Source organism: Methylophaga sp. UBA3192, from assembly GCA_002363955.1.
In the GTDB taxonomy this organism is placed as follows: Bacteria; Pseudomonadota; Gammaproteobacteria; order Nitrosococcales; family Methylophagaceae; genus Methylophaga.
In genome coordinates, this window is record DEXE01000003.1 from 774,287 (window position 1) to 797,712 (window position 23,426).

The 23,426-nt window shown below is 48.4% G+C and carries 32 protein-coding genes; 31 read left to right on the forward strand and 1 reads right to left on the reverse strand.

What is annotated here, in order from left to right; genetic code table 11:
- Nucleotides 1–11 precede the first annotated feature (11 nt).
- Nucleotides 12–710 (reverse strand): LexA family transcriptional regulator, encoded by a 699-nt coding sequence (locus B2337_RS05410; protein ID WP_292414223.1) that lies wholly within the window; start codon nucleotides 708–710, stop codon nucleotides 12–14.
- Between the two features lie 120 nt (nucleotides 711–830).
- Between B2337_RS05410 and B2337_RS05415 the strand changes: the two genes are divergently transcribed.
- The 31 genes from B2337_RS05415 (at nucleotide 831) to B2337_RS05565 (ending at nucleotide 23,419) form a co-directional block, all read left to right on the forward strand.
- Nucleotides 831–1,058: a hypothetical protein gene (locus B2337_RS05415; protein WP_292414222.1), complete on the forward strand. Its 228-nt coding sequence runs from the start codon at nucleotides 831–833 to the stop codon at nucleotides 1,056–1,058.
- 143 nt (nucleotides 1,059–1,201) lie between these two features.
- On the forward strand, nucleotides 1,202–1,654 hold the full coding sequence (locus B2337_RS05420; RefSeq protein ID WP_292414221.1) for a helix-turn-helix domain-containing protein: 453 nt from the start codon (nucleotides 1,202–1,204) through the stop codon (nucleotides 1,652–1,654).
- A complete protein-coding gene (locus B2337_RS05425; protein WP_292414220.1) occupies nucleotides 1,641–1,814 on the forward strand; it encodes a hypothetical protein in 174 nt (57 codons plus the stop codon). Before B2337_RS05420 ends, B2337_RS05425 begins: the two co-directional genes overlap by 14 nt.
- Complete coding sequence (locus B2337_RS05430) at nucleotides 1,801–2,628, forward strand: hypothetical protein (protein WP_292414219.1); 828 nt, start codon at nucleotides 1,801–1,803, stop codon at nucleotides 2,626–2,628. Before B2337_RS05425 ends, B2337_RS05430 begins: the two co-directional genes overlap by 14 nt.
- The gene (locus B2337_RS05435; RefSeq protein WP_292414218.1) at nucleotides 2,625–4,016 is read left to right on the forward strand and encodes a virulence-associated E family protein; all 1,392 of its coding nucleotides are present in this window, start codon (nucleotides 2,625–2,627) and stop codon (nucleotides 4,014–4,016) included. The genes B2337_RS05430 and B2337_RS05435 overlap by 4 nt, the downstream gene beginning before the upstream one ends.
- A gap of 310 nt (nucleotides 4,017–4,326) precedes the next feature.
- Nucleotides 4,327–4,698, forward strand: a complete 372-nt coding sequence (locus B2337_RS05440; protein WP_292414217.1) for a hypothetical protein — start codon at nucleotides 4,327–4,329, stop codon at nucleotides 4,696–4,698.
- Nucleotides 4,698–4,913, forward strand: a complete 216-nt coding sequence (locus B2337_RS05445; protein WP_292414216.1) for a hypothetical protein — start codon at nucleotides 4,698–4,700, stop codon at nucleotides 4,911–4,913. The genes B2337_RS05440 and B2337_RS05445 overlap by 1 nt, the downstream gene beginning before the upstream one ends.
- Complete coding sequence (locus B2337_RS05450; protein WP_292742492.1) at nucleotides 4,903–5,262, forward strand: hypothetical protein; 360 nt, start codon at nucleotides 4,903–4,905, stop codon at nucleotides 5,260–5,262. Before B2337_RS05445 ends, B2337_RS05450 begins: the two co-directional genes overlap by 11 nt.
- A gap of 141 nt (nucleotides 5,263–5,403) precedes the next feature.
- A complete protein-coding gene (locus B2337_RS05455; RefSeq protein WP_292414214.1) occupies nucleotides 5,404–5,943 on the forward strand; it encodes a hypothetical protein in 540 nt (179 codons plus the stop codon).
- Nucleotides 5,944–5,959: 16 nt separating this feature from the next.
- Nucleotides 5,960–7,879 carry a phage terminase large subunit family protein gene (locus B2337_RS05460; RefSeq protein WP_292414338.1) on the forward strand — a complete coding sequence of 640 codons (1,920 nt, stop codon included), beginning with the start codon at nucleotides 5,960–5,962 and terminating at the stop codon, nucleotides 7,877–7,879.
- 4 nt (nucleotides 7,880–7,883) lie between these two features.
- Nucleotides 7,884–8,102, forward strand: a complete 219-nt coding sequence (locus tag B2337_RS05465) for a DUF6148 family protein (RefSeq protein ID WP_292414212.1) — start codon at nucleotides 7,884–7,886, stop codon at nucleotides 8,100–8,102.
- Entirely contained in the window at nucleotides 8,095–9,618 is a 1,524-nt protein-coding gene (locus B2337_RS05470) for a phage portal protein (RefSeq protein ID WP_292414211.1), read from the forward strand. The genes B2337_RS05465 and B2337_RS05470 overlap by 8 nt, the downstream gene beginning before the upstream one ends.
- Nucleotides 9,599–10,972 carry a S49 family peptidase gene (locus tag B2337_RS05475; RefSeq protein WP_292414210.1) on the forward strand — a complete coding sequence of 458 codons (1,374 nt, stop codon included), beginning with the start codon at nucleotides 9,599–9,601 and terminating at the stop codon, nucleotides 10,970–10,972. Before B2337_RS05470 ends, B2337_RS05475 begins: the two co-directional genes overlap by 20 nt.
- Nucleotides 10,972–11,379 (forward strand): hypothetical protein, encoded by a 408-nt coding sequence (locus B2337_RS05480; protein ID WP_292414209.1) that lies wholly within the window; start codon nucleotides 10,972–10,974, stop codon nucleotides 11,377–11,379. Before B2337_RS05475 ends, B2337_RS05480 begins: the two co-directional genes overlap by 1 nt.
- A 2-nt stretch (nucleotides 11,380–11,381) precedes the next feature.
- On the forward strand, nucleotides 11,382–12,314 hold the full coding sequence (locus B2337_RS05485; protein ID WP_292414208.1) for a Mu-like prophage major head subunit gpT family protein: 933 nt from the start codon (nucleotides 11,382–11,384) through the stop codon (nucleotides 12,312–12,314).
- An 11-nt stretch (nucleotides 12,315–12,325) separates the two neighbouring features.
- Nucleotides 12,326–12,883 carry a hypothetical protein gene (locus B2337_RS05490; protein WP_292414207.1) on the forward strand — a complete coding sequence of 186 codons (558 nt, stop codon included), beginning with the start codon at nucleotides 12,326–12,328 and terminating at the stop codon, nucleotides 12,881–12,883.
- A 68-nt stretch (nucleotides 12,884–12,951) separates the two neighbouring features.
- Nucleotides 12,952–13,305, forward strand: coding sequence for a hypothetical protein (locus B2337_RS05495; protein ID WP_292414206.1), 354 nt, complete (start codon nucleotides 12,952–12,954; stop codon nucleotides 13,303–13,305).
- 2 nt (nucleotides 13,306–13,307) lie between these two features.
- Nucleotides 13,308–13,796, forward strand: coding sequence for a hypothetical protein (locus tag B2337_RS05500; RefSeq protein ID WP_292414205.1), 489 nt, complete (start codon nucleotides 13,308–13,310; stop codon nucleotides 13,794–13,796).
- The gene (locus tag B2337_RS05505; protein WP_292414204.1) at nucleotides 13,793–14,377 is read left to right on the forward strand and encodes a hypothetical protein; all 585 of its coding nucleotides are present in this window, start codon (nucleotides 13,793–13,795) and stop codon (nucleotides 14,375–14,377) included. The genes B2337_RS05500 and B2337_RS05505 overlap by 4 nt, the downstream gene beginning before the upstream one ends.
- Complete coding sequence (locus tag B2337_RS05510; protein WP_292414203.1) at nucleotides 14,377–14,847, forward strand: hypothetical protein; 471 nt, start codon at nucleotides 14,377–14,379, stop codon at nucleotides 14,845–14,847. The genes B2337_RS05505 and B2337_RS05510 overlap by 1 nt, the downstream gene beginning before the upstream one ends.
- A gap of 4 nt (nucleotides 14,848–14,851) precedes the next feature.
- A complete protein-coding gene (locus B2337_RS05515) occupies nucleotides 14,852–15,796 on the forward strand; it encodes a hypothetical protein (protein WP_292414202.1) in 945 nt (314 codons plus the stop codon).
- A complete protein-coding gene (locus tag B2337_RS05520; protein WP_292414201.1) occupies nucleotides 15,796–16,521 on the forward strand; it encodes a hypothetical protein in 726 nt (241 codons plus the stop codon). The genes B2337_RS05515 and B2337_RS05520 overlap by 1 nt, the downstream gene beginning before the upstream one ends.
- 57 nt (nucleotides 16,522–16,578) lie before the next feature.
- A complete protein-coding gene (locus B2337_RS05525; protein ID WP_292414200.1) occupies nucleotides 16,579–17,073 on the forward strand; it encodes a hypothetical protein in 495 nt (164 codons plus the stop codon).
- An 81-nt stretch (nucleotides 17,074–17,154) separates the two neighbouring features.
- Nucleotides 17,155–18,546 carry a hypothetical protein gene (locus B2337_RS05530; RefSeq protein ID WP_292414199.1) on the forward strand — a complete coding sequence of 464 codons (1,392 nt, stop codon included), beginning with the start codon at nucleotides 17,155–17,157 and terminating at the stop codon, nucleotides 18,544–18,546.
- Nucleotides 18,546–18,968 (forward strand): hypothetical protein, encoded by a 423-nt coding sequence (locus tag B2337_RS05535; RefSeq protein ID WP_292414198.1) that lies wholly within the window; start codon nucleotides 18,546–18,548, stop codon nucleotides 18,966–18,968. The genes B2337_RS05530 and B2337_RS05535 overlap by 1 nt, the downstream gene beginning before the upstream one ends.
- The gene (locus B2337_RS05540; RefSeq protein ID WP_292414197.1) at nucleotides 18,953–19,471 is read left to right on the forward strand and encodes a hypothetical protein; all 519 of its coding nucleotides are present in this window, start codon (nucleotides 18,953–18,955) and stop codon (nucleotides 19,469–19,471) included. Before B2337_RS05535 ends, B2337_RS05540 begins: the two co-directional genes overlap by 16 nt.
- Nucleotides 19,472–19,513: 42 nt before the next feature.
- Nucleotides 19,514–20,542, forward strand: a complete 1,029-nt coding sequence (locus B2337_RS05545; RefSeq protein WP_292414196.1) for a hypothetical protein — start codon at nucleotides 19,514–19,516, stop codon at nucleotides 20,540–20,542.
- Nucleotides 20,539–21,009 carry a hypothetical protein gene (locus tag B2337_RS05550; RefSeq protein ID WP_292414195.1) on the forward strand — a complete coding sequence of 157 codons (471 nt, stop codon included), beginning with the start codon at nucleotides 20,539–20,541 and terminating at the stop codon, nucleotides 21,007–21,009. The genes B2337_RS05545 and B2337_RS05550 overlap by 4 nt, the downstream gene beginning before the upstream one ends.
- On the forward strand, nucleotides 21,006–21,419 hold the full coding sequence (locus tag B2337_RS05555) for a hypothetical protein (protein ID WP_292414194.1): 414 nt from the start codon (nucleotides 21,006–21,008) through the stop codon (nucleotides 21,417–21,419). The genes B2337_RS05550 and B2337_RS05555 overlap by 4 nt, the downstream gene beginning before the upstream one ends.
- Nucleotides 21,416–22,258, forward strand: a complete 843-nt coding sequence (locus B2337_RS05560; protein WP_292414193.1) for a YncE family protein — start codon at nucleotides 21,416–21,418, stop codon at nucleotides 22,256–22,258. The genes B2337_RS05555 and B2337_RS05560 overlap by 4 nt, the downstream gene beginning before the upstream one ends.
- 3 nt (nucleotides 22,259–22,261) lie before the next feature.
- Nucleotides 22,262–23,419, forward strand: a complete 1,158-nt coding sequence (locus B2337_RS05565; protein WP_292414192.1) for a hypothetical protein — start codon at nucleotides 22,262–22,264, stop codon at nucleotides 23,417–23,419.
- The last annotated feature ends 7 nt before the right edge of the window (nucleotides 23,420–23,426 follow it).

The following is a 23,426-nucleotide window of genomic DNA, read 5'->3' on the forward strand; positions in this document are numbered from 1 at the left end:
TTTCTGGCGGGTTATATGTTGTAAATGATCTGGGTGATAGTGCCCAGGCAGGTGTGTTTGTTGGTGAGTGTGATGGCTGGATATTGTGGGTTTAATGCCATCAATAGATGCATATCACCGTCCTGAACCAGTTTTTTGATCATGACGTTTTCTTTGTCATCTCTTACGGCAATGATTTTTTCTGGCATGGCTTCGATGGTGGGTTCAACAATAATAATTGAACCTGGGGGAATGCTTGGCCATCCTGTTGGGTTTACCATGGATTCGCCTTGCATAACGTAACCGAAGGCGGTTTCCGTGCCCAGATTGGTGAGCACGGTGGGGACGGTTTCATTATGTTCAGTCCCATATATTATTTGTTTGGCATTTAACACTGGAACGCTCCTTATTGTGGTGTCTCTCACTTCAGCGTTGTTGACGCTGCTCATTCCGGGAGCAATATCCATACCTTTATTGGTGTTATATTTTTGACTGGGTTCATTTACACCATGGGTGGTGTCCATCCATCCGTGTGACTTGTTGAAGACTTTTTCTACGGTTCGGGCCAATTCGTCACCGATGTTTCGTTTTTGGGCTGAGTCAGTTTTGATGATTCTGCTGAGATAGGTTGGTTTCATGTCCAGCCGATCAGCCATTCGCTTTTGTACGCCGTTGCATTCCTCTCTTAAAATCCGTTTTAGGTTTTCAAGACGTATCTCATTGATGGTCATTTGTTTTTTTCCTATTTTTTACGACTTTCATTTTCGCATTTGCTTAATTTTGTGGGTATTACCCTGAAAGGTGCATTTTTTGGTTGACAAATGAACCTCACAGGTTAATACTCCCCATCCATGGAACTAAATTCTTTCTTTTATGCGTTAAACGCGGATGACCGTCGTCGGTTTGCTGAGTCGATTGGTTATTCAGTGGCTTATGTTCGCAATCATTTAATCCCCAAAAATGCAGATCCTGATCGCTTGCCACCTTTGCCGAAGTTGAAAAAAATTGCTGAGGCTTCTGGTGGGAAGGTTTCGTTTGATCAGGTGTGTTCGCATTTTGAGCGGGTTGAGGCTGCATGATGTTTCTCTCTCCTATCCTTTTGTCATTTGGGGGGTGGGTTGGCGGTTGGTTTTTACAGCCGCCTTTTTTATTCCTGTGGTGCTTAGTGTGATCTGGTTTCTGATGAATTTCTTCGATCATTACTATGAAAAAGGATCTTGTTATGGATATTGATATTGAGGTGGATGCCAGCAAATCAGATCTGACGAAAAAGCAAAATGAGTTGCTGGCGATGTTGCCGACCGGGTTAACGCTTCCAGAAATTGCTGATTCATTACACCGCACACTGGCAACGGTGAATTCGCATCATCATGCCATGCTGGGAAAGTTGGATGCCAAAAACCGAACTCATGCGATTTCGATTGCGGTGGCAAAGGGTTATCTGAAGATCTCCCCGAAAATTATGTGTTTGTGCCTGGCGTTTCTTTCTGCCCAGGGCGCTGTTTTTCCCACTCCGAGTTTTGCTGATTCGCCCATGACGCGCACGCGTACACGGGGGGGATCGACACTTCGGTTATCCAGTGGTGCATCACGATTACGGCAATCCTCTAAACGGTATGGGTTGGGTGAGTTGGATCGGGCTTTTTATTTTGAGGTGTCCAGTGAAGAAGAGTGACGATGAAACGTGGATCGGTATTTTCTTTGGTTATTTGGCCATTGGTGTTTTTTCTATTCTGGCAACCATTTTCAGTGGTTTGATGGCGTTGTTTACATTGCCAGCGCGCACACCTGAATTGTGGAGCAAGTGTGTTCGGTGGTGTCGTGAGAATTTCTGAGGCGTTGGCGCATGTTCAGTCTTTGGGGCTGATCGTTGATGAATTGGTGACTGATGGTGCTGTGCATCGTGTACCTGTCACAGGTAAGACCAGTGGAACCCGAAGCGGGGCGTATTGTTTCAGTGAGTTGGTGATTCCGGATGTTCGCACGGAGTTGTGTGGTTTTGTCTGTAATTGGTATGACCGGCGTTTTGATTTTTTGAAGCCGGACATGGTGGATGATGATCCGTTCGAGTCGATGTATGAATCCTTGCAAGTTTTTACCGATATGCAGGCCATGCAAAAACAACATGAAGATGAGGTGCGAATTGAAGCCTCTCATCGTGCTGCTGAGATTTTTGCAAAATTGCCTGATCGCGGTAAAGCGCCGTTTTTATTCAACAATCATATCGGGGGGTATGGCCTGCGATATAGCAAAAAGACGGTGGTGATTCCGATCAGGACGATTGAGGATGAATGGCGTGGTTTGCAGTTTATCGATGAACATGGTCAGTCTCGATTTTTGACCGGTACCGATTATTCAGGCGCGTTTCATTTGCTGGGTAAGGTGAAAAAGGAGCTGGCGATTGTCCGGGATTATGCATCGGCAGCGGTTATTCATAAAACGATGAATTGGCCGGTGGCCGTGGCGTTTGATGATGAAAACCTTCGTGCCGTTGGTAAGGTGTTTCGCAAGAAATATCCGAAGATTTCAATTTTGATTTGTGGATCTGGGGACGGTTCCAAAGGCAACGAGGAAACCACTCAGGCGGCGTTAGCTGCTTTTGATTGCCAGGGTGAATGTGTTTATCCGTTTATTGGGAAAACAGTATGAGTCAGGCGTTTATCGATTTGGCCTTGCAGCAGGGTCCGGAGGCGGTCGCTGCAGCAATTCGGCAACAGTTGGAGAAGAACGAGAAGGTCACAAAGAAGCAGATTGAACAGTATGAAGTGCCCGATACCCCGGAGAAGCCTGCGGCGGAGTTGTGGAATAAGCGACTCAAACGAACCGATAAGGGAATCATTCAGAACAATGCATTCAACATCCGTTTGATCCTCGATAACGATCCGGCATGGAAAGATGTTCTGGCTTATTGTGATTTCTCTTATCGCATCCTGAAGCGAAAAGAACCTGGTGTGAAGGAATTCAAGACCGGGGAGTGGGATGATGGTGACACGGCCCGTTTGCGTATATGGCTGAGTGATCGCTATAACTTTAATGCTCCCCGTTCTGAGGTGTTGGATGCGTTGCTGGCTTCCAGTCAGTCAAAACGATTTCATCCGGTGCGTGAGTATTTATCATCGCTCGTTTGGGATGGTGAAAAGCGCATTGATAATTGGCTGGAAGGCTGTCTCGGCGCGAAAGCTGAGGCGGGGTCTGCTTACCTGCAGTTGGTCAGTCGTTACTTTCTGATTTCTGCTGTGGCCAGAATTATGCCACCACTCAAATCCGATGAAATCAACAAGGTTGATACGGTGTTGATCCTCGAAGGTAATCAGGGGATCAAGAAGTCGACAGCGGTGAAGACGCTCTTTGGTGAGTGGTTTTCAGATGCTCCCATCCCGATTGGCGATAAAGATGCCTATCAAAACATTACGGGGGTGTGGGGCGTTGAAATGGCCGAACTGGATGCCTTTAACAAGGCAGAAAACACGGCGGCTAAGATGTTCTTTTCTCAACAGCGTGACCGATATCGACCGAGTTACGGCACGTTTGCTCATGATTTCCCCAGGCAATGTGTTTTTGTCGGTACCACTAATCAGGATGAATACCTGAAAGATTACACAGGGAACCGACGTTATTGGCCGGTGATGTGTACAAAAATCAATGTGCAGGCGTTAGCTGATTTTCGCGATCTGTTATGGGCTGAAGCCTTTCATGCCTATCAATCGGGTGAACGGTGGTGGGTAGACGGCCCGGATGAGCTTGCTCTGTTCGAGAGTGAGCAGGATAACCGGATGCAGGCCGATCCATGGGAATCAATGCTGCAGGACTTCCTCGATTCGACAACAGATGAATATTTCACAGCTGCGGATTTGTTGATCAACTGTATCAAATTGGACGGGGGGCACATGACCCGTGCCCACACTAATCGCCTGGCACCCATCATGAAAGCGTTGGGATGGAAGAATGTTCGGCGGTGGATTTTAACCGGAACTTCAGTCAAAAAAGTACAGCGGCGAGTGTATGTCAGACCTGAAAATAATGAGGCACCTTTCTGATGTTGGCTGAAATCAACCAATTTTGTGACAACCGTGACAACCTAGTGACATCCGTTTTTTCTGAGGTTGTCACGCCGAAAAGCCGCGCCATTACTCGTTTTAAGAGATTTGTGACAACCGTGACAACCTCCTTACGTGACACGTGGGCGCACATGCGCGCACATACATGCGCACGTGATTACGTTGTCACATACGTCACATCATGTTTTTTAATAAATAAATCAGATAGTTATGTTGTGACAACCGCTTTTTTTTCGGTTGTCTTCGGTTGTCTTGGTTGTCACAAGGCTTTTACTTCATGGGGGTGGGTATGAATCGTGACGTTCGGGTGAACACTAAATCATTGTTGTATCGATGGGGACAGTGGGCCAGCCGTGATGGCATGTCTCGTTTGGATTACCCACCAATGTCTGCGGAGCAGATGGATCACATCAAAATCCATGAGGGTGATTTCCCGACTGAGCAGCGTGTCGAGGAAGCGTTGACTGAGTTAGGCCGCTTTGATGATTTAGCACTGCAGGCAACAAAACTGTATTACACCGAAGATAAAGAAACCGGGGGCATGCTCAGTTGGGATGAAGTCGCTGATCGGTTGAAGTGTGGAAAGAAACGCATCAAAGCTGCTCATGATTTCACAATCGGTTTTGTTGCCAGTGCACTACGTGACCTGGTATCTAACTGATGGAGCTCAATCTTTCCCGACTAGATCCAGAACGTAAGGTGTTTGCATGGAACTGGATCAAGGAAAACAAACCGGAGGTGGCTGCATTAATCGAATCAGCGTTCGTAAAATCAGCGCAAAAACACTTTGCAGGTGAAATCATTGTGAACGTCAGCGCCAGTGATTTAGCGGACATGAAAGAAAAGTTTGCAAAGGGACCCCAAATTGTTATATAAATCTGCACATGATTCCATAAATGCCTCTAGCGCTTGCGTTAGAGGCTTTTTTTATGCCCAAGATTTAGGTGACAGCATGAACTTGAGTGAAATCCTCAATCGTTTTTTTGAAACTATTTCTCTCGGCTCATCAAAAGTCGTTTATTTCCTCAGTTGGTTGGGCTTATTAATTTCTGGATTGACCGCTGAACAAATAACCGGGGGAGTCGTGGCAAGTATCTCGGTCATTTCAATGATTGTTGCAGGCATCTTGAATTACAAATTGAAAGTCCGGTTGATTCGGATTGCGGAATCAAACTTAAACAATCAAGACGCTCATGAAATGTTTTTGGAGCAAACCCGTGAGTAATTTACCCTACAAAACGTTTGGGTCCTTACTCGGGGGTGGGGCGCTTGCGGCTCTACGTTCCCGCTGAAAAATTTGAAGTGGTGGTGCATGTGGGGTTGTAACTGGCTCATATCAACACCTTAAACCACTAACGATCACACTATGAAACTTGACCTCAACCAACCAGCTAACCAAAGCCATATCGCGCTTGCTGTTGGAAAGTCACAGCAGGCGGTTTCAAAGTTGGCCGCGAAAATAGGCGTTGCCGAAAATCTCACGAATGGTCAGCTGCTGCAGGCATTGTTTCAGCGATTAACTGATGAAGCCGCTGGGCGTGGAGGTGCTGATCAGGCAGAACTGACCCGAATGCGAATCCGAGAATCCATGGCAAAAGCCATTGCGATGGAAACGCAGAACCTGAAAGACCTGGGTTTATTGATATCAGTTGAAGATCTGGAACCGATGCTGGAGCAGTGGGCTACCGTCAGCCGGTCGGAAGTTTCCAATGCGCTAATGAAAATCGTGGCCGATATTGAAGGGGAACACGATATTGCAGTAAATCAGGACATGGTAAATGGCCATATTTCAGCCGCCTACAAACTCATCGGTGACTATCCCGGACGATATCAGGAAGATTCTGAAAGCGTCATTGCTCTCGATGATGAGCCGGATCGCAAAGAAATGGATACCGCCGAAGAATAGAGCAACACTGGAATGGATGCGGGCGGAGTTTATTCTCCCCGAAGAATCTGGGGATTTAGCGGGCAAATATAACGTCGATTACGTTCCGTATTTGTGGGGCATCTTCAACGTTTTGGACATGCAGCATATTCGCATCGTCGTGATGATGAAGGCTGCCCAGATTGGTTGGACCTTTGGTCTGGTCGGTTACCTGGGCAAGCGGGCCGAATGCCAGCCCGGCAATATACTGCTGCTGTTTCCTAAAGAGGGTGCAGCCAAAGAATTCAGCGATGAAAAGCTGGTACCGAGCATCCGCTCCACGCCAGCCATGTCGCGATTGATTGATGTGACCAAAGTCCGCAAGGATGGCCAGCGGAACCTGTTTAAAAAATTTCCGGGCGGCTTCCTGAAAATGGTCGGTTCCAACTCGGTGAGCAACGTCAAATCCACACCGGCTCAACTGGTCGTTGCTGAAGAACCAGACGACACCAGTGAGAACGTCAAGGATCAAGGCGATGCCATCCGGTTATCGCGTGAACGGCTCAAGCGTCAGCGCAGCGGCAAGCTGGTGCTGGGTGGCACACCCTCGGTCGCAGGCGTTTCACGGGTTGAAGAATTTATCAACCTGTCGAATCAGATGGTGTTGCCGATCCGTTGCCATGATTGTGATGAAAAGCATGTCCTGAACTGGGACAACGTATCGTGGGGTTTTCGCTCTGACAATATCACGCACACTGTGTTTGGCAACAATGATCCAGATTCGGCCATTTATGCCTGCCCACACTGTGGCAGCGCCTGGGATGACTGGCAGCGTAAAAAGAATATTTTCGATACCGTCAAAGCGGCCTATGACGAAGGTGATCCGCTTTGTGGATGGGAACCGACTGCTGATTCAACCAGCATTTATGGTTTCCGGGATCTGAATGAACTTTATGTCTGTTTGCCTGGTACCAGCCTGGCTGATGTGGTTAGAGATTATTTAGAGGCCAAATACGACGCTGATCGTGGCGATCAAAGTGGACTGATTGTTTTTACCAACTCGAAACTGGCCCTGCCATACGAGTATCAAACCGACGCACCCGATCCAGACCAACTGGCGGAACGTGGCGAAGATTATGAAATCTTCACCGTTCCCCATGGCGGCCTGATCCTGACGGCTGGTGTGGACGTTCAGCATGATCGCGTGGCCATTACCATTTGGGCATGGGGTCGTGGTGAGGAAATGTGGCTGGTTTACTGGGATGAACTTCCAGCGAAAAGCACCACAGTCGATGAGAACGATCCGGTTTGGTCAGAACTCGACAAGATTTTGTTCCGGCCAATGCGCCATGCTGCAGGATGGCAAATGCAGCTTAGTGCGGCCACGATAGATTCATCAGACGGTCAAACTAATGATGCCGTTTACAGTTATGTAAGGGCAAGGCAAAACCGAGGGCTGATGGCCGGTAAAGGCTCATCGAATGATTACGGTACCCGTGAAATATTCAGCCTGCCGAAAAAGCTGGATCAGAAAACCAAAACCAAGATCAGCAAGTACGGTCTGCGGGCCTACATGGTCGGCACCTATAAAGCCAAAGAGTTATTGATCGGTGATAAAGGCCGGGTGACGCTTCAAGGCAGTGGCCCTGGCCGAATGCACTGGTATAAAACTGTCCGTGCTGATTTTTATGAGCAGCTCATGTCTGAGGTGCTGGTTCCGGATCGACGCGCTCGCCGGAAAAAATCCTGGCAAGTGAAATCAGGTGTGCGTAATGAGGCTATTGACTGCACGGTGATGGCATTGCATGCCGGACGTTCAGTCAAGATCCACACCATGACACCCGGCCAATGGGATGCATTGGAAGCGAAACTGGCCCAGTCAGATTTGTTTGATAATTTGCCAGCCGATGAAGCCGCTTATGCCGTTATTGATAAACCAAAAACACGCGGTCGCCGCGTGATTAGCAGTGGAGTTTGACACCATGCCCGGAATAACACTTGAACAAGCCGAAGCAAAACTGGCTTTATGGATGGAGGCAGATGACAAGGTTTCACGCTCACAATATTACATGGTTGATGGCCGTCAGCTGACCCGTGCCAATGCCGTTGAAATCCGTAAAAACATCGACTATTGGCAAAAGAAAGTCAGCCGGTTATCACGTGGCGGCATCAGTATTTCGCGAGGTTATTTCGGTGGCTAAACCTGTACCCACACAATTTGGTAATTTCCTGTTACCAGCCAACGTGGCACGTGAGTTAGCGGAGGAACGGATCAATTCCGCTTTGGCTGGAGGGTATGAAGGAGCCAGCCGCCGCAAAAACTCGATGCGTGCATGGCGTGCCAGGCAGCTGGATGCTGATACCGCGTTGGGCTATGACTTGCCCACACTGCAGGATCGTTCCAGTGATTTGATCCGCAACAATCCGATAGCTGCAGGCGCGATCTCGACTAAGGTCACCTCGGTGATCGGGTATGGCTTATGGCATAAATGCTCCATTAATCGCGAGTATCTGAATATTTCTGAGGATCAGGCTGAAGCATGGGAATCGCGAGTTGAGTTTGAATTTCAGGCGCTATGTAAGGACATCGGCTATGACGGTGAAACCTTAGCCGAGCTTACCGGTACTGCATATCGTTCTCATCTTGAAAAAGGTGATGTGTTGGGATTACTCACCAATCGCGAACGCAAAAACCTGCCGTATCAACTGGCCGTGCAGCTGATTGAGTCAGACCGGTTATGTAACAAGGATCATAAGCAAAACACCGAAACCTTGCGAAACGGCGTGGTCAAAGATGCCAATGGCCGAACCATTCAATATCAGGTTTTAAAAAGTCACCCAGGCTCATCCCGTGGCGCATCAGCGCAATGGATTGAATACGATGCGTTTGATGAAAACGGCAATCCACACGTTTTGCATTTATTCAAACGACTTCGTCCTGGACAATCACGTGGCGTGCCAGATCTGGCACCGGTGATTGAAACCCTCAAGCAACTGAGTAATTACACCGAAGCCGAATTGCAGGCAGCGGTGCTGGCTGGATTGTTCACCGTTTTCATTAAAACCGAAGGTGATGATGCTGTAGCACAAACCGCCAATGACGTTGATTTAAAAATGGGTACCGGCAGCATCCTGAGTCTGGATGTGAATGAATCCATCGAAACTGCTTCACCGGGTCGACCAAACGCTGGGTTTGAGAATTTCTGGGTGGCCGTGGTGCGTGAAATTGGTATTGCCATTGAGTTGCCTTATGAAATTCTGATCAAACACTTTTCATCCAGCTATTCCGCTTCACGGGCCGCAATACTTGAAGCCTGGCGTTACTTTACCAAAGAGCGCAAATGGATGGTGTCACGGTTCTGTCAGCCGATCTTCGAATCATTTGTTGATGAAGGTGTGGCACTGGGTCGTTTCGCTGCTCCGGGGTATTTTACCGATCCGTTTATCCGGCAAGCCTATTTGCAGTCGCGCTGGCATGGCCCGCCACGCGGCCATATTGATGAACTTAAAGAAAGCAAGGCGGCTGAGATTTACGAACGCATGGGCGTGAAGCCGTTGGATGAGATCACCATGGAAGTCACAGGCGGTGACTGGGAGCGGAATCATACTCAGCAGGTTCGCGAACGACGATTGCGAATCAAAGATGGACTACACCAAGAAGCCGGCTCAGATGCCGGTTTTTTATTGCCCGGAGAAGATGATGAAAACAGCAATTGATTTTATTGCCAACGGGTCACCCTGGGCGATAACCGACAGCATGATGGACACCATCATGGCCATTGCCGAACGCAACACTGATCCACAGGCCATTGCAGCACAACTGGGGCGACCATTAAACAATACCCGCATGGCCACCGAGCGTGATGGCGTGGCCATCATTCCGATGGATGGTCCGGTATTCCCGAAAGCCAATATGTTCACTGAAATCTCTGGCGCACATAGCGTCAGTCAGGTGGCGCTGGATTTTAATGCGGCTCAGAAAAACCCAGCTATTCACAGCATCGTGATGCACTTTGAAACGGCACCAGGCGGCAACGCTGTAGGTATTCATGAGTTTGGCGAAATGATGCGGGAATCTGAAAAGCGCGTTATCGCGTATGTCGGTGGTATGGCGGCCAGTGCTCACTTTTGGTGGGCATCTTCAGCAGATGAAATCATTATAGATGCGACTGCCCAGGTAGGAAACATTGGTGTGGTCACCGGTCGCAGACTGAATCCAAATACCGGAAATATTGAAATTGTAAGTTCTCGCGCACCAGACAAACGGCCCAACGCCGCCACCCCCGAAGGGCTGGCAGTGATTCAGGCCGAAGTGGATGCGCTGGAAGATGTATTTCTCTCCAATGTCGCTCGAAACCGAGGCATGACAGTGGAAGAAGTGGCGGCCCATCGTGGCCGTATATTGATTGGTGAGCAGGCGGTGAAAGCAGGCTTTGCCGACAGACTCGGATCATTAGAGTCAGTAATCGCCGGGTTGACCGGTAATCGTAATATAAACGGAGGTCGTATGACTACGAGCAAAAGTACTTCTCCGGCTGATAAACCGGAACTAACCGTCGCGGTGTTGAAAGCAGAGCATCCCGATATTTATCAATCTATCCACGACGAAGGATTCAATGCCGCAAAAGAAGGGTTTACTTCAGGCAAGATTGAAGGCTTCGATATGGAAGCCATCAAAGCTGAAGCCCGTGCGGAAGGCGCTAATACCGAACGTGAGCGTATTCAGTCGGTCGAGGCTCAGTCAATTTCAGGCCATGAAGCGCTGATCAATACGCTGAAGTTCGACGGTGAAACCACGGGCGAACAGGCTGCGGTCAAGGTGCTGCAGGCTGAACGCACATCACGTGAGTCGGCTTATCAAACAGTTGTCACGAAGCGTCCTGAACCGGCTCCAGCGGTTGCTGAAGAACAACAGGCTTCAGCTGATACCGGTGACATTGAAGCCGATTGCAAGGCTAAGTGGGATTCCAATGCAGATCTTCGCAAGGAATTCAGTTCTTTTAATGCCTTTGTTGCTTTTTCAAAAGCGAAGTCAAAAGGCAAGGTTCGTGTTTTGGGGAGTAAACAATAATGGCGACATTAGCAAAAGACACACCTCGCGATTATCAGCTGGGTGACATGGAAGAATATCCGGTCATTGCATCGGACATCATCTATGAGGGTGCTGCAGTCGGTGAAAATGGCAGTGGTTATGCACGGCCATTGGCTGCAGGCGATAAGTTTCTGGGCTTTGCAACACGCAATGCAGATAACTCTGGCGGTAGTGCTGGAGATATCCGCGTCATTGTCCGCAAAAAAGGCAATGTGCGTTTGGCAATTTCGGCCCTGGCCATTACGGCCAATGATCGTCCTGCTGTTTATGCAAGTGATGACAACACGTTTACGTTGACATCGGAAAGCAACAGCCTGATCGGCAAGGTGTCACGCTGGGTATCCACCGGCGTGGCTATCGTTGAATTTGATGCGATGGAGGCATAATCGTGGAAAAGTTAATTACTAGCCGATCTATTATCGGCGATTTTTATTTGGCACTTGAGCAAAACTTGGGTGCTTCCTGGGTTGATCCCATTTCTCAAAAGTTTGACTCAGACCAAGAGTCAGAAGAATACGCTTGGTTGGGCCAGGCTCCTGCGATGCGTGAATGGGTCGGTGGTCGTCAGGCCAAGGGCTTGCGTGAAAATGGCATTGTGGTGAAAAACAAAAAGTTTGAAGCCACTCTGGAAATTCCTGTGGACTGGATGCGTCGTGATAAAACCGGTCAAATTCAGATGCGGATCAATGAAATGGCACGCCGTGCAAATGCACACTGGGCCGGATTGTTATCTCCATTAATTTTGAATGGTGCTGCATCGGTTTGCTATGACGGACAGTATTATTTTGACACGGATCATGCAGAAGGTGATTCCGGACAACAATCCAACAGTGTGGGTGCTTCAGCATCATCTGCCACTGCACCGACAGCAGCTGAGTTTGAAACGGCTGTGCTGAAAGGCGTGGAAAAAATCATCGGACAGAAAGATGATCAGGGTGAGCCGATGAATGAGGAAGCCACACAGTTCCTGATCATGGTTCCTGTATCGATGATGGCATCGGCTGCAGCGGCATTGAAAAACCCGGTGATTGTTGATGGTAGTGGTTCTCGCACTAACACATTAACTAACATTGGCGGATTCAATTTCGAGTTGGCGGTTAATCCTCGGTTAAGTGCATGGACAGACAAATTTGCCATGTTCCGTACCGATGGCGGCGGTGCTCCGCTGATTCGTCAGGAAGAAGAAGATCTGATGGTGTCAGCGATTGCTGAGGGCTCTGAATTGGAGTTCAACGAAGACGTGCATCACTATGGCATTAAAGCCATGCGAAACGTCGCGTATGGCTACTGGCAGCATGCGTTGTTAACCACATTCAGCTGATAGGTGATTTGATGAAACAAACACTCGGACAGGCAATTACTATTCCTGCCGGTTTATCAGTCAAGTTGACCGGGGAGCAGGCGAAAGTCCGCTCCCATCTTCTTGGTTCATCAAAAGCCGGTACCTATAAACTGAAAGAAGAACTGCAGTTCAAGGCAGGTGAAGAAATCGAGATCGTCGGCAAAATTCCGAAAGGGATTCTCCCGGCTTTTTTGCTCGATGAAAGCGAAGATGGCGAAGTCACTGTTCAACAAGTTGCCAACGCAATTACGGCACTCAATGGTGAAACTAAAGTGGCTGATCTTGGTAAATATTTAAAAACCAAAATTACAGCCGCGATGCGTGATGAAGCTGTAGCATTTTTGGAACAGCAAACATCTGGTGATTCAGAAAATGCCACGCTCGAAGAAGTTGTTCAGGCGATGCAGGATCTGGATGAAGAAGATGAAACGTTGTGGGTTGATGAAAAACCAAACCGCGACATCATCACAGAAAACATCGGCAAAACTATTACCGATGAAATCTATGATGAAGCCTATTCAGCCGTTTTTGAAAGTGAAGACGAATAGGTAAAAAGTCAGAAAAATGTAGCAACCAAAAGGCCGGGACATCCCGGCCTTTTTTTTGAGGAATAAACATGGGCTTACTGGATGATATTCGTGATGATATCCATGTGAATTTTCTGGATGAAGCAGATTTCGCCTCACAGCTTGTTTATCAGCCTCTGAATGGCACATCCACCACGATTCCATACATGCCTTTGTCGAGCATGGATGATGAGGTCGACGAGTCAGATGGTGTTTGGCGTATTCGTCAAATGCAATTATTAATCAGCAGCGATCCGGTGAAAGGCATTGTAAAACCGGATGTTGTTGATGTGGTGACTATTAACAGTGAAGTGTGGGCATTGACCCGGTTTCAATCGGACACGATATCGTGTCACACCATTACTGTTGAACGTCGCGAACTTATCAAGAAAACAAGGCGCTAATCATGCCGCAAATACCAGCCAATGGTTTGAGTTTACCACTCAGCCACATGCAAGATCTGCTGGCAGCAACAGACGCTTTTCAGCAGTGGACAGACAGTGCGGATGCGGATGAAGCCAAAGAACATATTTACCTGGTCAACCTGCCACAGTCAGACCTGCAGCGGCCCTTTGCCCTGATTGGTTTTTCAGATAAATGGAAACGCGAAAAAATAGCGCAGTTTCAGTATCAAGCCACGGGCGAACTGTACATGGCTTTTGAAGCTGATGTGGCTGAAGCAGACCAGGCAAGTGAATCCGATGCTGTTTTCGGATTCATGAACCCACTCGGTGCGGTGATTGATGAAATTATCGCCATAGCCGGTACCGATAATTACCTGAACGTGATTCAAATGGAAATGCCTTCGCTGCCAATACGCACCAATTCAGAAGAAGCTGAAATGGACGAAGACTATTACCAGGCTGAATTTATGGTTGTGTGGAGCGGAATATGAAGATGCGACCATCCACTATCGTGCTGGTGCATGGCTTTAATGTCAGGGATGGCGGGGCGAGCACCATTGATCGGCTGAAACCTTACCTTGATGGCCACCAGATCATTGAGGCGGATTACGGATGGATCGGCCTGCTGGGTGTTCGGTTGTTTAGTAAAAACCTGATCAACTTGCTGGCAGGTATGACACCAAAACACTCCATTGGCATCGGTCACAGCAACGGCTGTGCAAAGTTGGTGGCGGCCTGTGAAAAGGGCGCACCATTTGACCGATTGATTTTGATTAATCCGGCGCTTGATCGGGATTACAACTTTCCGTTGCAGCTGCAGCGGGTTGATGTGTTTCACAACCTCGACGATACCGCTGTGGCATCTTCGCGATTTTTACCCTTTCATATCTGGGGTGATATGGGCCGCGTGGGTTATATGGGCACAGATCGGCGCGTTCATAACCATGAAACAAAAAGCCTGTTTGGGGTTTCTGGCCACAGCACCATTTTTTCACGAGCAGCCAGCCTGGTCGGATATATGCGCGACAAACTCGGCTTAGACCAGCACTGTTCAAATTGCGGACGGATCTGATGGCGATACGTGGCACGATCACTTACACCGGGATGGAAGGATTGAAACCTCAGGAGTTGCGGCGGGCCGTCAAAACTCAGCTACAAGCTACGGTTGATGAGTGGCACAGCAATATTCTGCCCAGACATTTTGCACGAGGTGCCCGGCAGCGATATGGCTACCAGGAACGTAAACCGCGTTATAACAAAATGAAAGAAAAACGTTATGGCCATCGTCGCCCTCTGGAACTGACTGGACAGTTGAAACGGATGGTATTGCGCAAGGCGCGGATCACCGGCACCAGCAAGCGCGCTACCGTGAGCATGGATGCACCACGATATATGTATCAGTACAAACCCGGCGCGCCCGATAAGGCTGCTGAAATTACTGCTATCACCAAGGATGAAGCGCAACAACTCGCGGCCTATCTAAACCGCAACCTGGTTCTCAGTATTAACTCTGACAAGCGATCACGCACTGTAAAGGTATAAAGCCATGGCATTTAACGCATTTTCAATCTACGCGATTAAGATCAACACAAAGGGCACCACGAATGATGTGTTTCTTGATCAGATCCTGAATCAATCACACAACTTTAATCAGAGCATTATCAAGATGATGTCGGATGGTGCCGCTGACCCAACGTTTTCAGCGGTGGGCAAACTGAACTCCGACATTCGATTCAGCACCAGCAAGGTGGCCACCGCACTTTCAAAAGGCGGGATCAGTGGTTTTGTAATTGATTCGGATGAAACCAATCCAGGCGCGGAATTTTACCTGCAGCAGCATCAACCGGGCGGCACCCGCAAAACCGGTTCGACGCACATGAAAGCGACACTGGCCAACGGCATTCTGGTGCCGATGTCACTGTCAGCCGGTAGCGAAGAAATGGCCCGAATGGAGTTCATGGCGGTGGGCGTTTATGACGGCACCAATGCACCGATTTCCTATACCGCTTCACAGGCATTGCCAGCAGACACACTGACCGTTGATCAAATGTTTTTCAGTGGTCCGGTGAACATCAACGGTACCCAGTTTGAGGGCGTGCAATCCTTCAATGTGGATTTCGGGGTCAACCTGAACCGGCGTGGCGGTGATGGCCTGCCTTATGACACCTTTGTGAACATTGCCAACCGGGTGCCCATTATTAAATTCACCACGCTCGATGTAGAAAAAGCCATGACGCTGGTTGGTGCCAATGGTGTTGGCCACACAAACGATAATTGTGAATATTATCTGCGTAAAGCCGCTAATGGCGGCACTCGCGTGGCGGATGCGACTGAGGAACATATCAAACTGACCAGCTATAAAGGCACGATTCTGGTCAAGGAACTCTCAGGTGATTCGGGTGAAATCATTGGCGCAGAGGTAGAAGTGCATCCGGTTTATGATGGCACCAATGCCGTGATCGCGGTCAACACAGCCAGTGCGATTGCCTGATGGCGGCGTTTCTCTATTACTTACCTGGTCGGCGTGATGTGACCCGTGAATCCGTTCAGGCAGCGGGGATCGCCGCACTGGATGACCTGAGTTCTGTCAGTTTCTGCGAAACAGAACGGGGTCCTGATGGCGGTGCCGGAATCATCTTCGGCGTGGAACCAAAAGCCGACGGTGGCAAACTACCTAAAATCGGCCACTATCCCAAAACACAACACTGGCAAGCATTCAACAAAGGTAAATACTGGATCGGCTATGTTCAAGCCTTACCGCCATTCCCGGCAGATCTTCGCAAAACCGAAGTGATCGACGGTCACATCGCCCAGTTGGATGATGGAAATGACTGGCTGATCCCGATTGCCAGAGTGTTTGGCACCGGTTCGGCATTACCACAATCATTGATACTCGGCCCGGATGGTGAATTGGTCACTGAGTCGATGCCAGCGTTTTCAAAGTTGAGCAAACAAGGGGAACGTGTTTATTCAGCATGGCTTGACGATGGTGAAGATCTAACGCTGCAGGAATGCTGGAATATTGCTGTAATAGCTTTGCAACAAAATTATCGGTTAAGCGGGCCTGAAATATCTCTATTGAAATTGCTGAACACGAACAACGTTCAAACAGTTATAGGGCACCTGATTGATATGCCAACAATCAGAGAAGCAGTTCGCAATCAAAAAAAAAGTCAAGAAGATACCGAGACTATGAAAGATGGCGATCTGGACTGATTAAAGATTATTATCCATCCTTTGCTGATATTTTCTGGATGTCATAAAGGTGTTTTTATGGATAAAGACAAACTGGCAACTCTGCCTCAAAAACTATTGATGATGGAGTTAGGCTTAAAAAAACAGGTTGGCCTGACAAAGATTGATGCGGCCAGGTTAATCGAAAAAGCGTTTAATGATGGTGCCACACCACAATCCTGGCACCGAGAACCTGCATCTCAAAAACAGATTGATCAAATAAGTTCACTTAGCGGATATGTTTGGAAGGGTATAACAAAAGCGGATGCAAATAAATTCATTCGCATATTAATGACCGTTCATGATGCGAACGACTTATATGATTGTCGAGCCTGCGGAGATAGATCAAACTGGGCAGATGTGACATGTAAAAAATGTGGGCAGAAATTGAATAGTGGACGAGTTCTTTTAAAACCCAACTTTAACCCAACGTCATATCATCCAACCAGGGATTTGATTTGCTCAATAATGTTGGGTTTGTTTGTTACGGTATTAGTGATTCTTTTCTTCGCTTTCATAGGAACGATTGATTAATTTTTTGTGAAAAGTTGACATCATTTACATGCAGGCTATTTAACAGGCGCCCATCGTGGCGCCTTTTTTTTGGGCATAAATATGGCAAACGTTAAATTTAATCTGGAAGCTGATGAAGCCAAAGCGGTTCAAGCATTTTTGCGTGTTGTAGATGCTCAGAAAAAAGCTGAAGGCCAATTCCGAAGAACAGCCGATGAAGGGAAAAAACAAAGCCTGAGTTTTGATAAAGGTGCCATGGCTCTAGCTAAATATGCAGGTGGTTTTTTCACATTGGGAACTGCAATTGGTGTCGCTAACAAAGCATTACAGTTTCATAATGCCGAAATAGATAAAGCGAGTAGTCGAACTAGAAATTCAGAATATGGATTGGCAGCGCTTTCCCAGCTGGCAGGCGGCGATGAAAATGAAATGCAAAGAATGGTTGATGAGGCCAAAAAAACAGTTGCGACGGCAGGCATTGATCGCACCGCCGCCGCAAAACTTCAGTTTAATCTGGAGTCCTTTGGTATTGCAGATCAAAGGGAGATGTTTGCAGAACTAATTGGAACCATCGCAGATCCCAGTGCATCTGCCGAAGCGGCTGTTACTCTGCAACAAGCCTTTGGTAAAGAAGAAGCTGGCAGTATTCGATCTATCATGAACAAAGGCTTTGCTGGTTCTGCTGTAACCAAAACTGACGTTAATGCACTGTTAAGTAATTCTGCTCAAATTGCACCGGGTGTTGCGGCAGTTGGCGGTACAGATGAAGAAGCGATTTCATCACTTGCAGTTTTATCAAAAGCCCGACGATCTGCTGAAATAGCGGCATCTGAAATAAAAGCATTAACCAGAACCTTAATGCGACGAGGTATGGATAAAGATGGTCTTTTTGCTGGTATGGATCAGATCGAAAAAGCCACAGCGAATATGTCCGGTGAGGATAAACTTAAGTTTTTTGGTGACGTAGAAGGCTTCCAGGCTTACTCCACATTGCAACAATCCCGCGGCGAATTAATGAGTGCTTATGAATCCACTCAGAAAGGCAATGAAGTTGGGGAGAATGATCAAGTGGCTGGTGCAATCCGTGTTCGTCGCGCACAACCTGAGATTTATTCTGCCGAACAATTACGCATAGCAGAACAAGCAGCTGCGGAGGCAGGTGTTGAACGTTTCGGTGTTATGGGCAATCAACGGCTTAAGGCTTTGCAGGATATCGAGCGGGAATCGTTGGAGAGAAATGAAGATCCTTTGACCCGAATGGCCCGTGTGAACCTTGGTAAAGGGGCTAAATTTTTAGGTGGCGATGAAGAAGATATTCGTAATGTCGCGGATTTTGAAGGCAGCATCACTGATCAAGCGATTGATAAAGCCATCAGTTTTAGATTGCTGGATATGTTGAATCCTTTGATTGATGCCCTTAAGGACAACACTGAAGCCACCAAAAAAACCGCACCCGCACCGGGTATGTCTCGCAATAATGCCGTGGTGGAATAATGGCCACACCTGAATTCTATTTTGAAAACCTGACTTTCGACTTTGTGACACTGACCGGGGATATGAATCCTGGCACCGGACACCAGGTTGAAGAATTATCTCGACCAGGTGTGGATGGTGTGTCCTATCGCCGTATCGGTCGACGTGGTCTGCCTTTTCAAATGAAATCAGTGCGTGATGTTATCAATATTGCCGATGCCTACAATCTGGTGCATTCCTATAAAGATCTGCAGGGTCAGATCATTGATATCTTTGATGAGCGCGGTGTGGATTGGTACAACATTATGGTGTTGCGGTGCCAGCCCCGTGCGCCACGATATGTGGATGCGATGGCGGGCGGTTTATCCGGTGCGGCCAATGGCTATGTGGTCGAGGTTGAGTGGTTGTTACAGATGACGGAAACCGAATGGCTGTCAGCATAACCCAAACAGAACGGGTCGGCCCGAACGGATGGCGGGTGAGTTGGTCGAGTGATCTGGTTTCGCCTGTGTTTTATGTATATCAGGATGGTCGGCTGGTTGATGTGACAACAGCAGGCAGTGGCACGTTTAATGTCCCATCGGGCGAAAGTCTGGTGCTTGAGGTGCTGGATGATCCCAACATCAAACCGGAAGCAGCCTTTCCCGGAAAACTGACGCTTGGCTGGTATCCGGTGCCCGACACCAAAGCCTACCGCATCGATGAGTATCTTTCAGGGGAATGGAAGGAACAGAAGCGCATCAGCGAAACGGGTCAGGGGTTTTATCAATGGAAAACCCGCTGGCTTGAAGATTCTCAGACACATCAGTTTCGCATTGTGCCGATTGGCACGAACGGCAATGCCGGTACGCCGCTGACCTTTTCGGTGCTGATGGTGCGCCATCCCGATCCGCCTGATGTGAATTTCAGTTATAGCGCTGACACGCAGACAGTCACAATCAGTTAATTACTGGCCCCGAAAGGGGCTTTTTTATTTGAGGGTTTTCAAATGCCAGATCAAAAAACGCACGCCGATTCCATTCGGTTATATCTTACCGGCGCGGCATCACAGGGTGCTGCTCAGGCTGATCCTAATCTCTCTTTGGGTGGTTTTCGCAGCAGCTCTGAAATCACCCATCTGGCGTATTCAGTCAGCAGCCCGATTGCGAATCTGACGATTGATTTTCTGGCAGGTGCAAATGGTACCGGTACCGGCACGATTACGGTGACAGGCAGTGACACACTGACCTGGACACCACCGGGCGGCAGTGCGGGTCCGGCTGTAACCATTTTGAATGGTGAAACCAAGATCCTCGAAGCGGCAGGCGCTCCGGAAAAATTCATCCGTATCAGCCGAACCAGTGCAGATGCATTGACCGGCACGGCCACACTGACATTGACCGATCAGTTCAATAATGTGATCGGTATGGATAACGTGAGCTCTGCCGAAGCCGCTGCGGGTGATACAGAGTATCGCGCCATCATGCTGAAAAATGAAGCGGCCACCGAAGTGAAGAATGTGAAAATCTACATTGGCACATTGGGCGCTTCCAAAACCAGTGGCGGTGCTCAGTTGGGTGCGTCAGGCGGTGGCAGTATCGGCCTGGCAGCAGGCAACTTTAATGATTGGCCGGATTCGGGTTTTGCCCGCATTGAAACCAACGGCGGCACGTTACGTGAAATCGTGTACTACAGCAGCCGAACCGCCACCACTCTGACGGTTCCCGGTGCTGGGCGTTCGTTGTTGGGTACTTCAGCCCAGGCAGGCGCATCCACTGATGTGATTTATCCTGTACCGGGTTTACGCATTGCCACGGAAGTACCTGTGTCAGATGAAATTCAGGAAGTCGCAGACGAATCCACACCACCAACAGGACTCACATGGCGCACTGCAATTACCGCTGCAGGGGGTATTGATGTGGGGGATATGGGGGCAGATATCGAATTGGGTTTGTGGTTTGAACGCAGTGTAGTGGCCGGTGCAACCGCTGAAGCGTCTGTGTTGAATATGCTGAAATTCAGCTTTGATGCCGCATGAATATTTTTAAATTTGACAATAATGTGCTGTCGTCGCTGGCGAACAATGTCAGCGCGGGTGCCTCATCGATATCGGTGAGCGCGGCGACGGGGGTCAATAAGCCACCGCCTGATCCAGATGGCGGGATCGCGATGTTGACGCTGGTCGATAACCTGGCCAATCCCACCAAGATGGAGATCATTTATTACACCGGTCGCACGGGCACCGGCCCGTACACACTGACCGGCTGTTTGCGTGGACGGGAAGACACGGACGATCAAAGCTGGTCGGCTGGTGAGTTTGTGTTTCAGGATCTGACCGTGGGCGCGATGTATGGTCCATTCATGCATCCGCAGACCATTGAACAGAATATGCACGTGCCAGCTGGATTCAATGCTGCTTTGGTGGGGCCCGTTGGCCCGGCTGAGGGCAAAGAATTTACCGTTGCTGAGGGCGCGAATTTAGTTATTTTAGGTGAACTGACATGAGCACATTGATAGCCAATAAACTGCAACCACTCACTGGTGATGAAATCGACGTGCAGGGCCACGAATTGGTAAACCTGAAAGCCAGCAACGTTTCCGAACCGGTTTTCACTGCTGACTTGACCTCTGGTGTCGTCACGCTGGATTTTGAAAACGGCGGTATTCAGGTGGTGAACCTGACTGAAAATGTCACCAGTTTTACACTGACCAACTTCACGGCTGGCAAAGCATTGACCGTGTATTTTGTCCAGGATGAAACCGGTGGCAGAACAGTCGATTTTACTCAATTCCGCACAGCGGGCGGGGAAGGTGTCGCCCTATCGGATGCAGCAGATGCCATTGATGTGGTGGTGATGCTGACGATTGATGGCACTAATTATGATGCAGGTTTATCCATGGGGGCGCTGGCATGATGGGGGCGGCTTTGCGTGCTTTGGTCGCTACCATCCATCGCGATTCAGTTATTGATGGAGACTGGTTTGGAAATATAGATGCTGCTATAGCTGATGGCTTTTATGCAGTGGGAGGCCCTGGCGATTGCTTTTTAGATAGTACGGGGACACGTTTTTACAGTGTTTTTCCAGCTTTAAATAGAATTAATTATTATACATTATCAACACCTTGGGATATTACTACTGCAGTTTACCAGCATAGGGATGGCAGCCTTATCGGGACATCTGAGTCTGTTCCAACCGGTGTATTTATTAGTCCCGATGGGGAACATTTTTACCTGTGCGGTACAGGCACTGACCAGGTAAGAGAATTTGCACTGGAAACACCGTGGACTATAAATTCAGTGGGGACAACACAAACAGCTTCTCTTAATGTTGCAAGCAAAGAATCAAACCCGAGCTCTATTTTCTTTTCGCCAGATGGAACCCACTTGTTCGTTTCTGGTTATACACAAGACGAAGTTCATAGATATGATTTGACAGATCCATGGAGGATTGCAACAGCAAGTTTTGTACAGTCAACCAATTTTATTTCAGCGATTGAGTCATTAAACCGTGCAATTTTCATAGGCAATTCAGGACTGAAACTCTATATTGTAGGCTCAACAACAGATAAAGTTTATGAGTTTACAATGAGCTATCCTTGGGATCTTTCATCATTAAATCCAACACCCTCAAAAACACTTAACCTTTCCGCTATTGATAATGAACCAAGAGGTTTGTTTTTCAACACAGATGGATCGTTGATGTATGTTCAGGGGGATCAGAATGATCGAATATATCAATTTGTAACGGAATAGCGAATGTTCAATCGCTCCCCGATCAATATCCGGCCCATCAACAGCGCGGGCAATGTCGAGCTGTCGTTTAATTATAAGGTTCAGCTATCCGGGCAATTCAATCAGTATGCTTCCTTTGATGGATCGGCGTTCGGGCATTACGGCATCGTTTATCTTCGTTTTGCCGATATTGAGGCGCGTGGCCATGCTTCATTGTTGCGGGATTTTTCTGCCGAGAAGCGTGGCCGTTATGGTTTAGGGCTGAATCGCTACTGGGTTGATCTGACCGGTGTCAGTCGCTGGTATATCAATTATACCGGCACAGCATCCGGTAAGGCGCTGTTACTGCAAACGGTTAATGGTGAAATTGCCCGTGGTGCCTATGGTATCAGTGGGGCAAATTATACTCAGGTGATGTCTGGTCGGTTTGATGTGGGCTATGCATCCTATCAGGCACAATTCAGTGGCGATTATGCGTTATATGGTTTTGTGCAAACCGGCATCACACTGCGTGGCCGTTCTCGCTTATTGCGTGATTATCAACTTCATCAGCGCGGGTTGTCTCGTATTGCCAATGATGATTTGATCGGTTTTGAGTTGTATCTGGGGGTTGATTCGGAACCCGACTTTTCAGCCGTGCCTCTGGCCGTGTTTGAGTCGTTACCGTATGAAACTGGTGAACTGTCACCCGGTGCAAACTATCACTTTGTGTTGCGTCAGCGTAATGCGTGGGATTTGCAGTCTCGAAACGTTCGTTCCTGGACGGTGAAAGTGGATGCTGCAGGCGATATCAGCACACCACCGTTGCCGGTTTTGGAATCCACGCTGAAACCAGCCGAAAATGGACGGGTCAGAGTGCAGGCGTTTTATGATTACAGCCTTGATCCGTATCCAGCCGATCAGTTTGTCATTTATCTGGTCGACGGTGGTGATGACCCCGATCCAGATATCGACACGCCGGTTTTTGTCACGATGCGCAAAGCATCGGGCAGGGCATCACTTGACTATATTTCACTACCGTATGCCAATGGCACCACCGTGAAAGCAATTATCCGCACGCGTAATTCACTGACAAATCAGTTCAGTGCGTCGAGCAACATCTTAACAGCAACCACCACAACAGTTGGTCCGGTGGCACCGATTGGCAGTGCATTATTCGGCAAGATTGCCGGTCAAAAATAATTCCGAG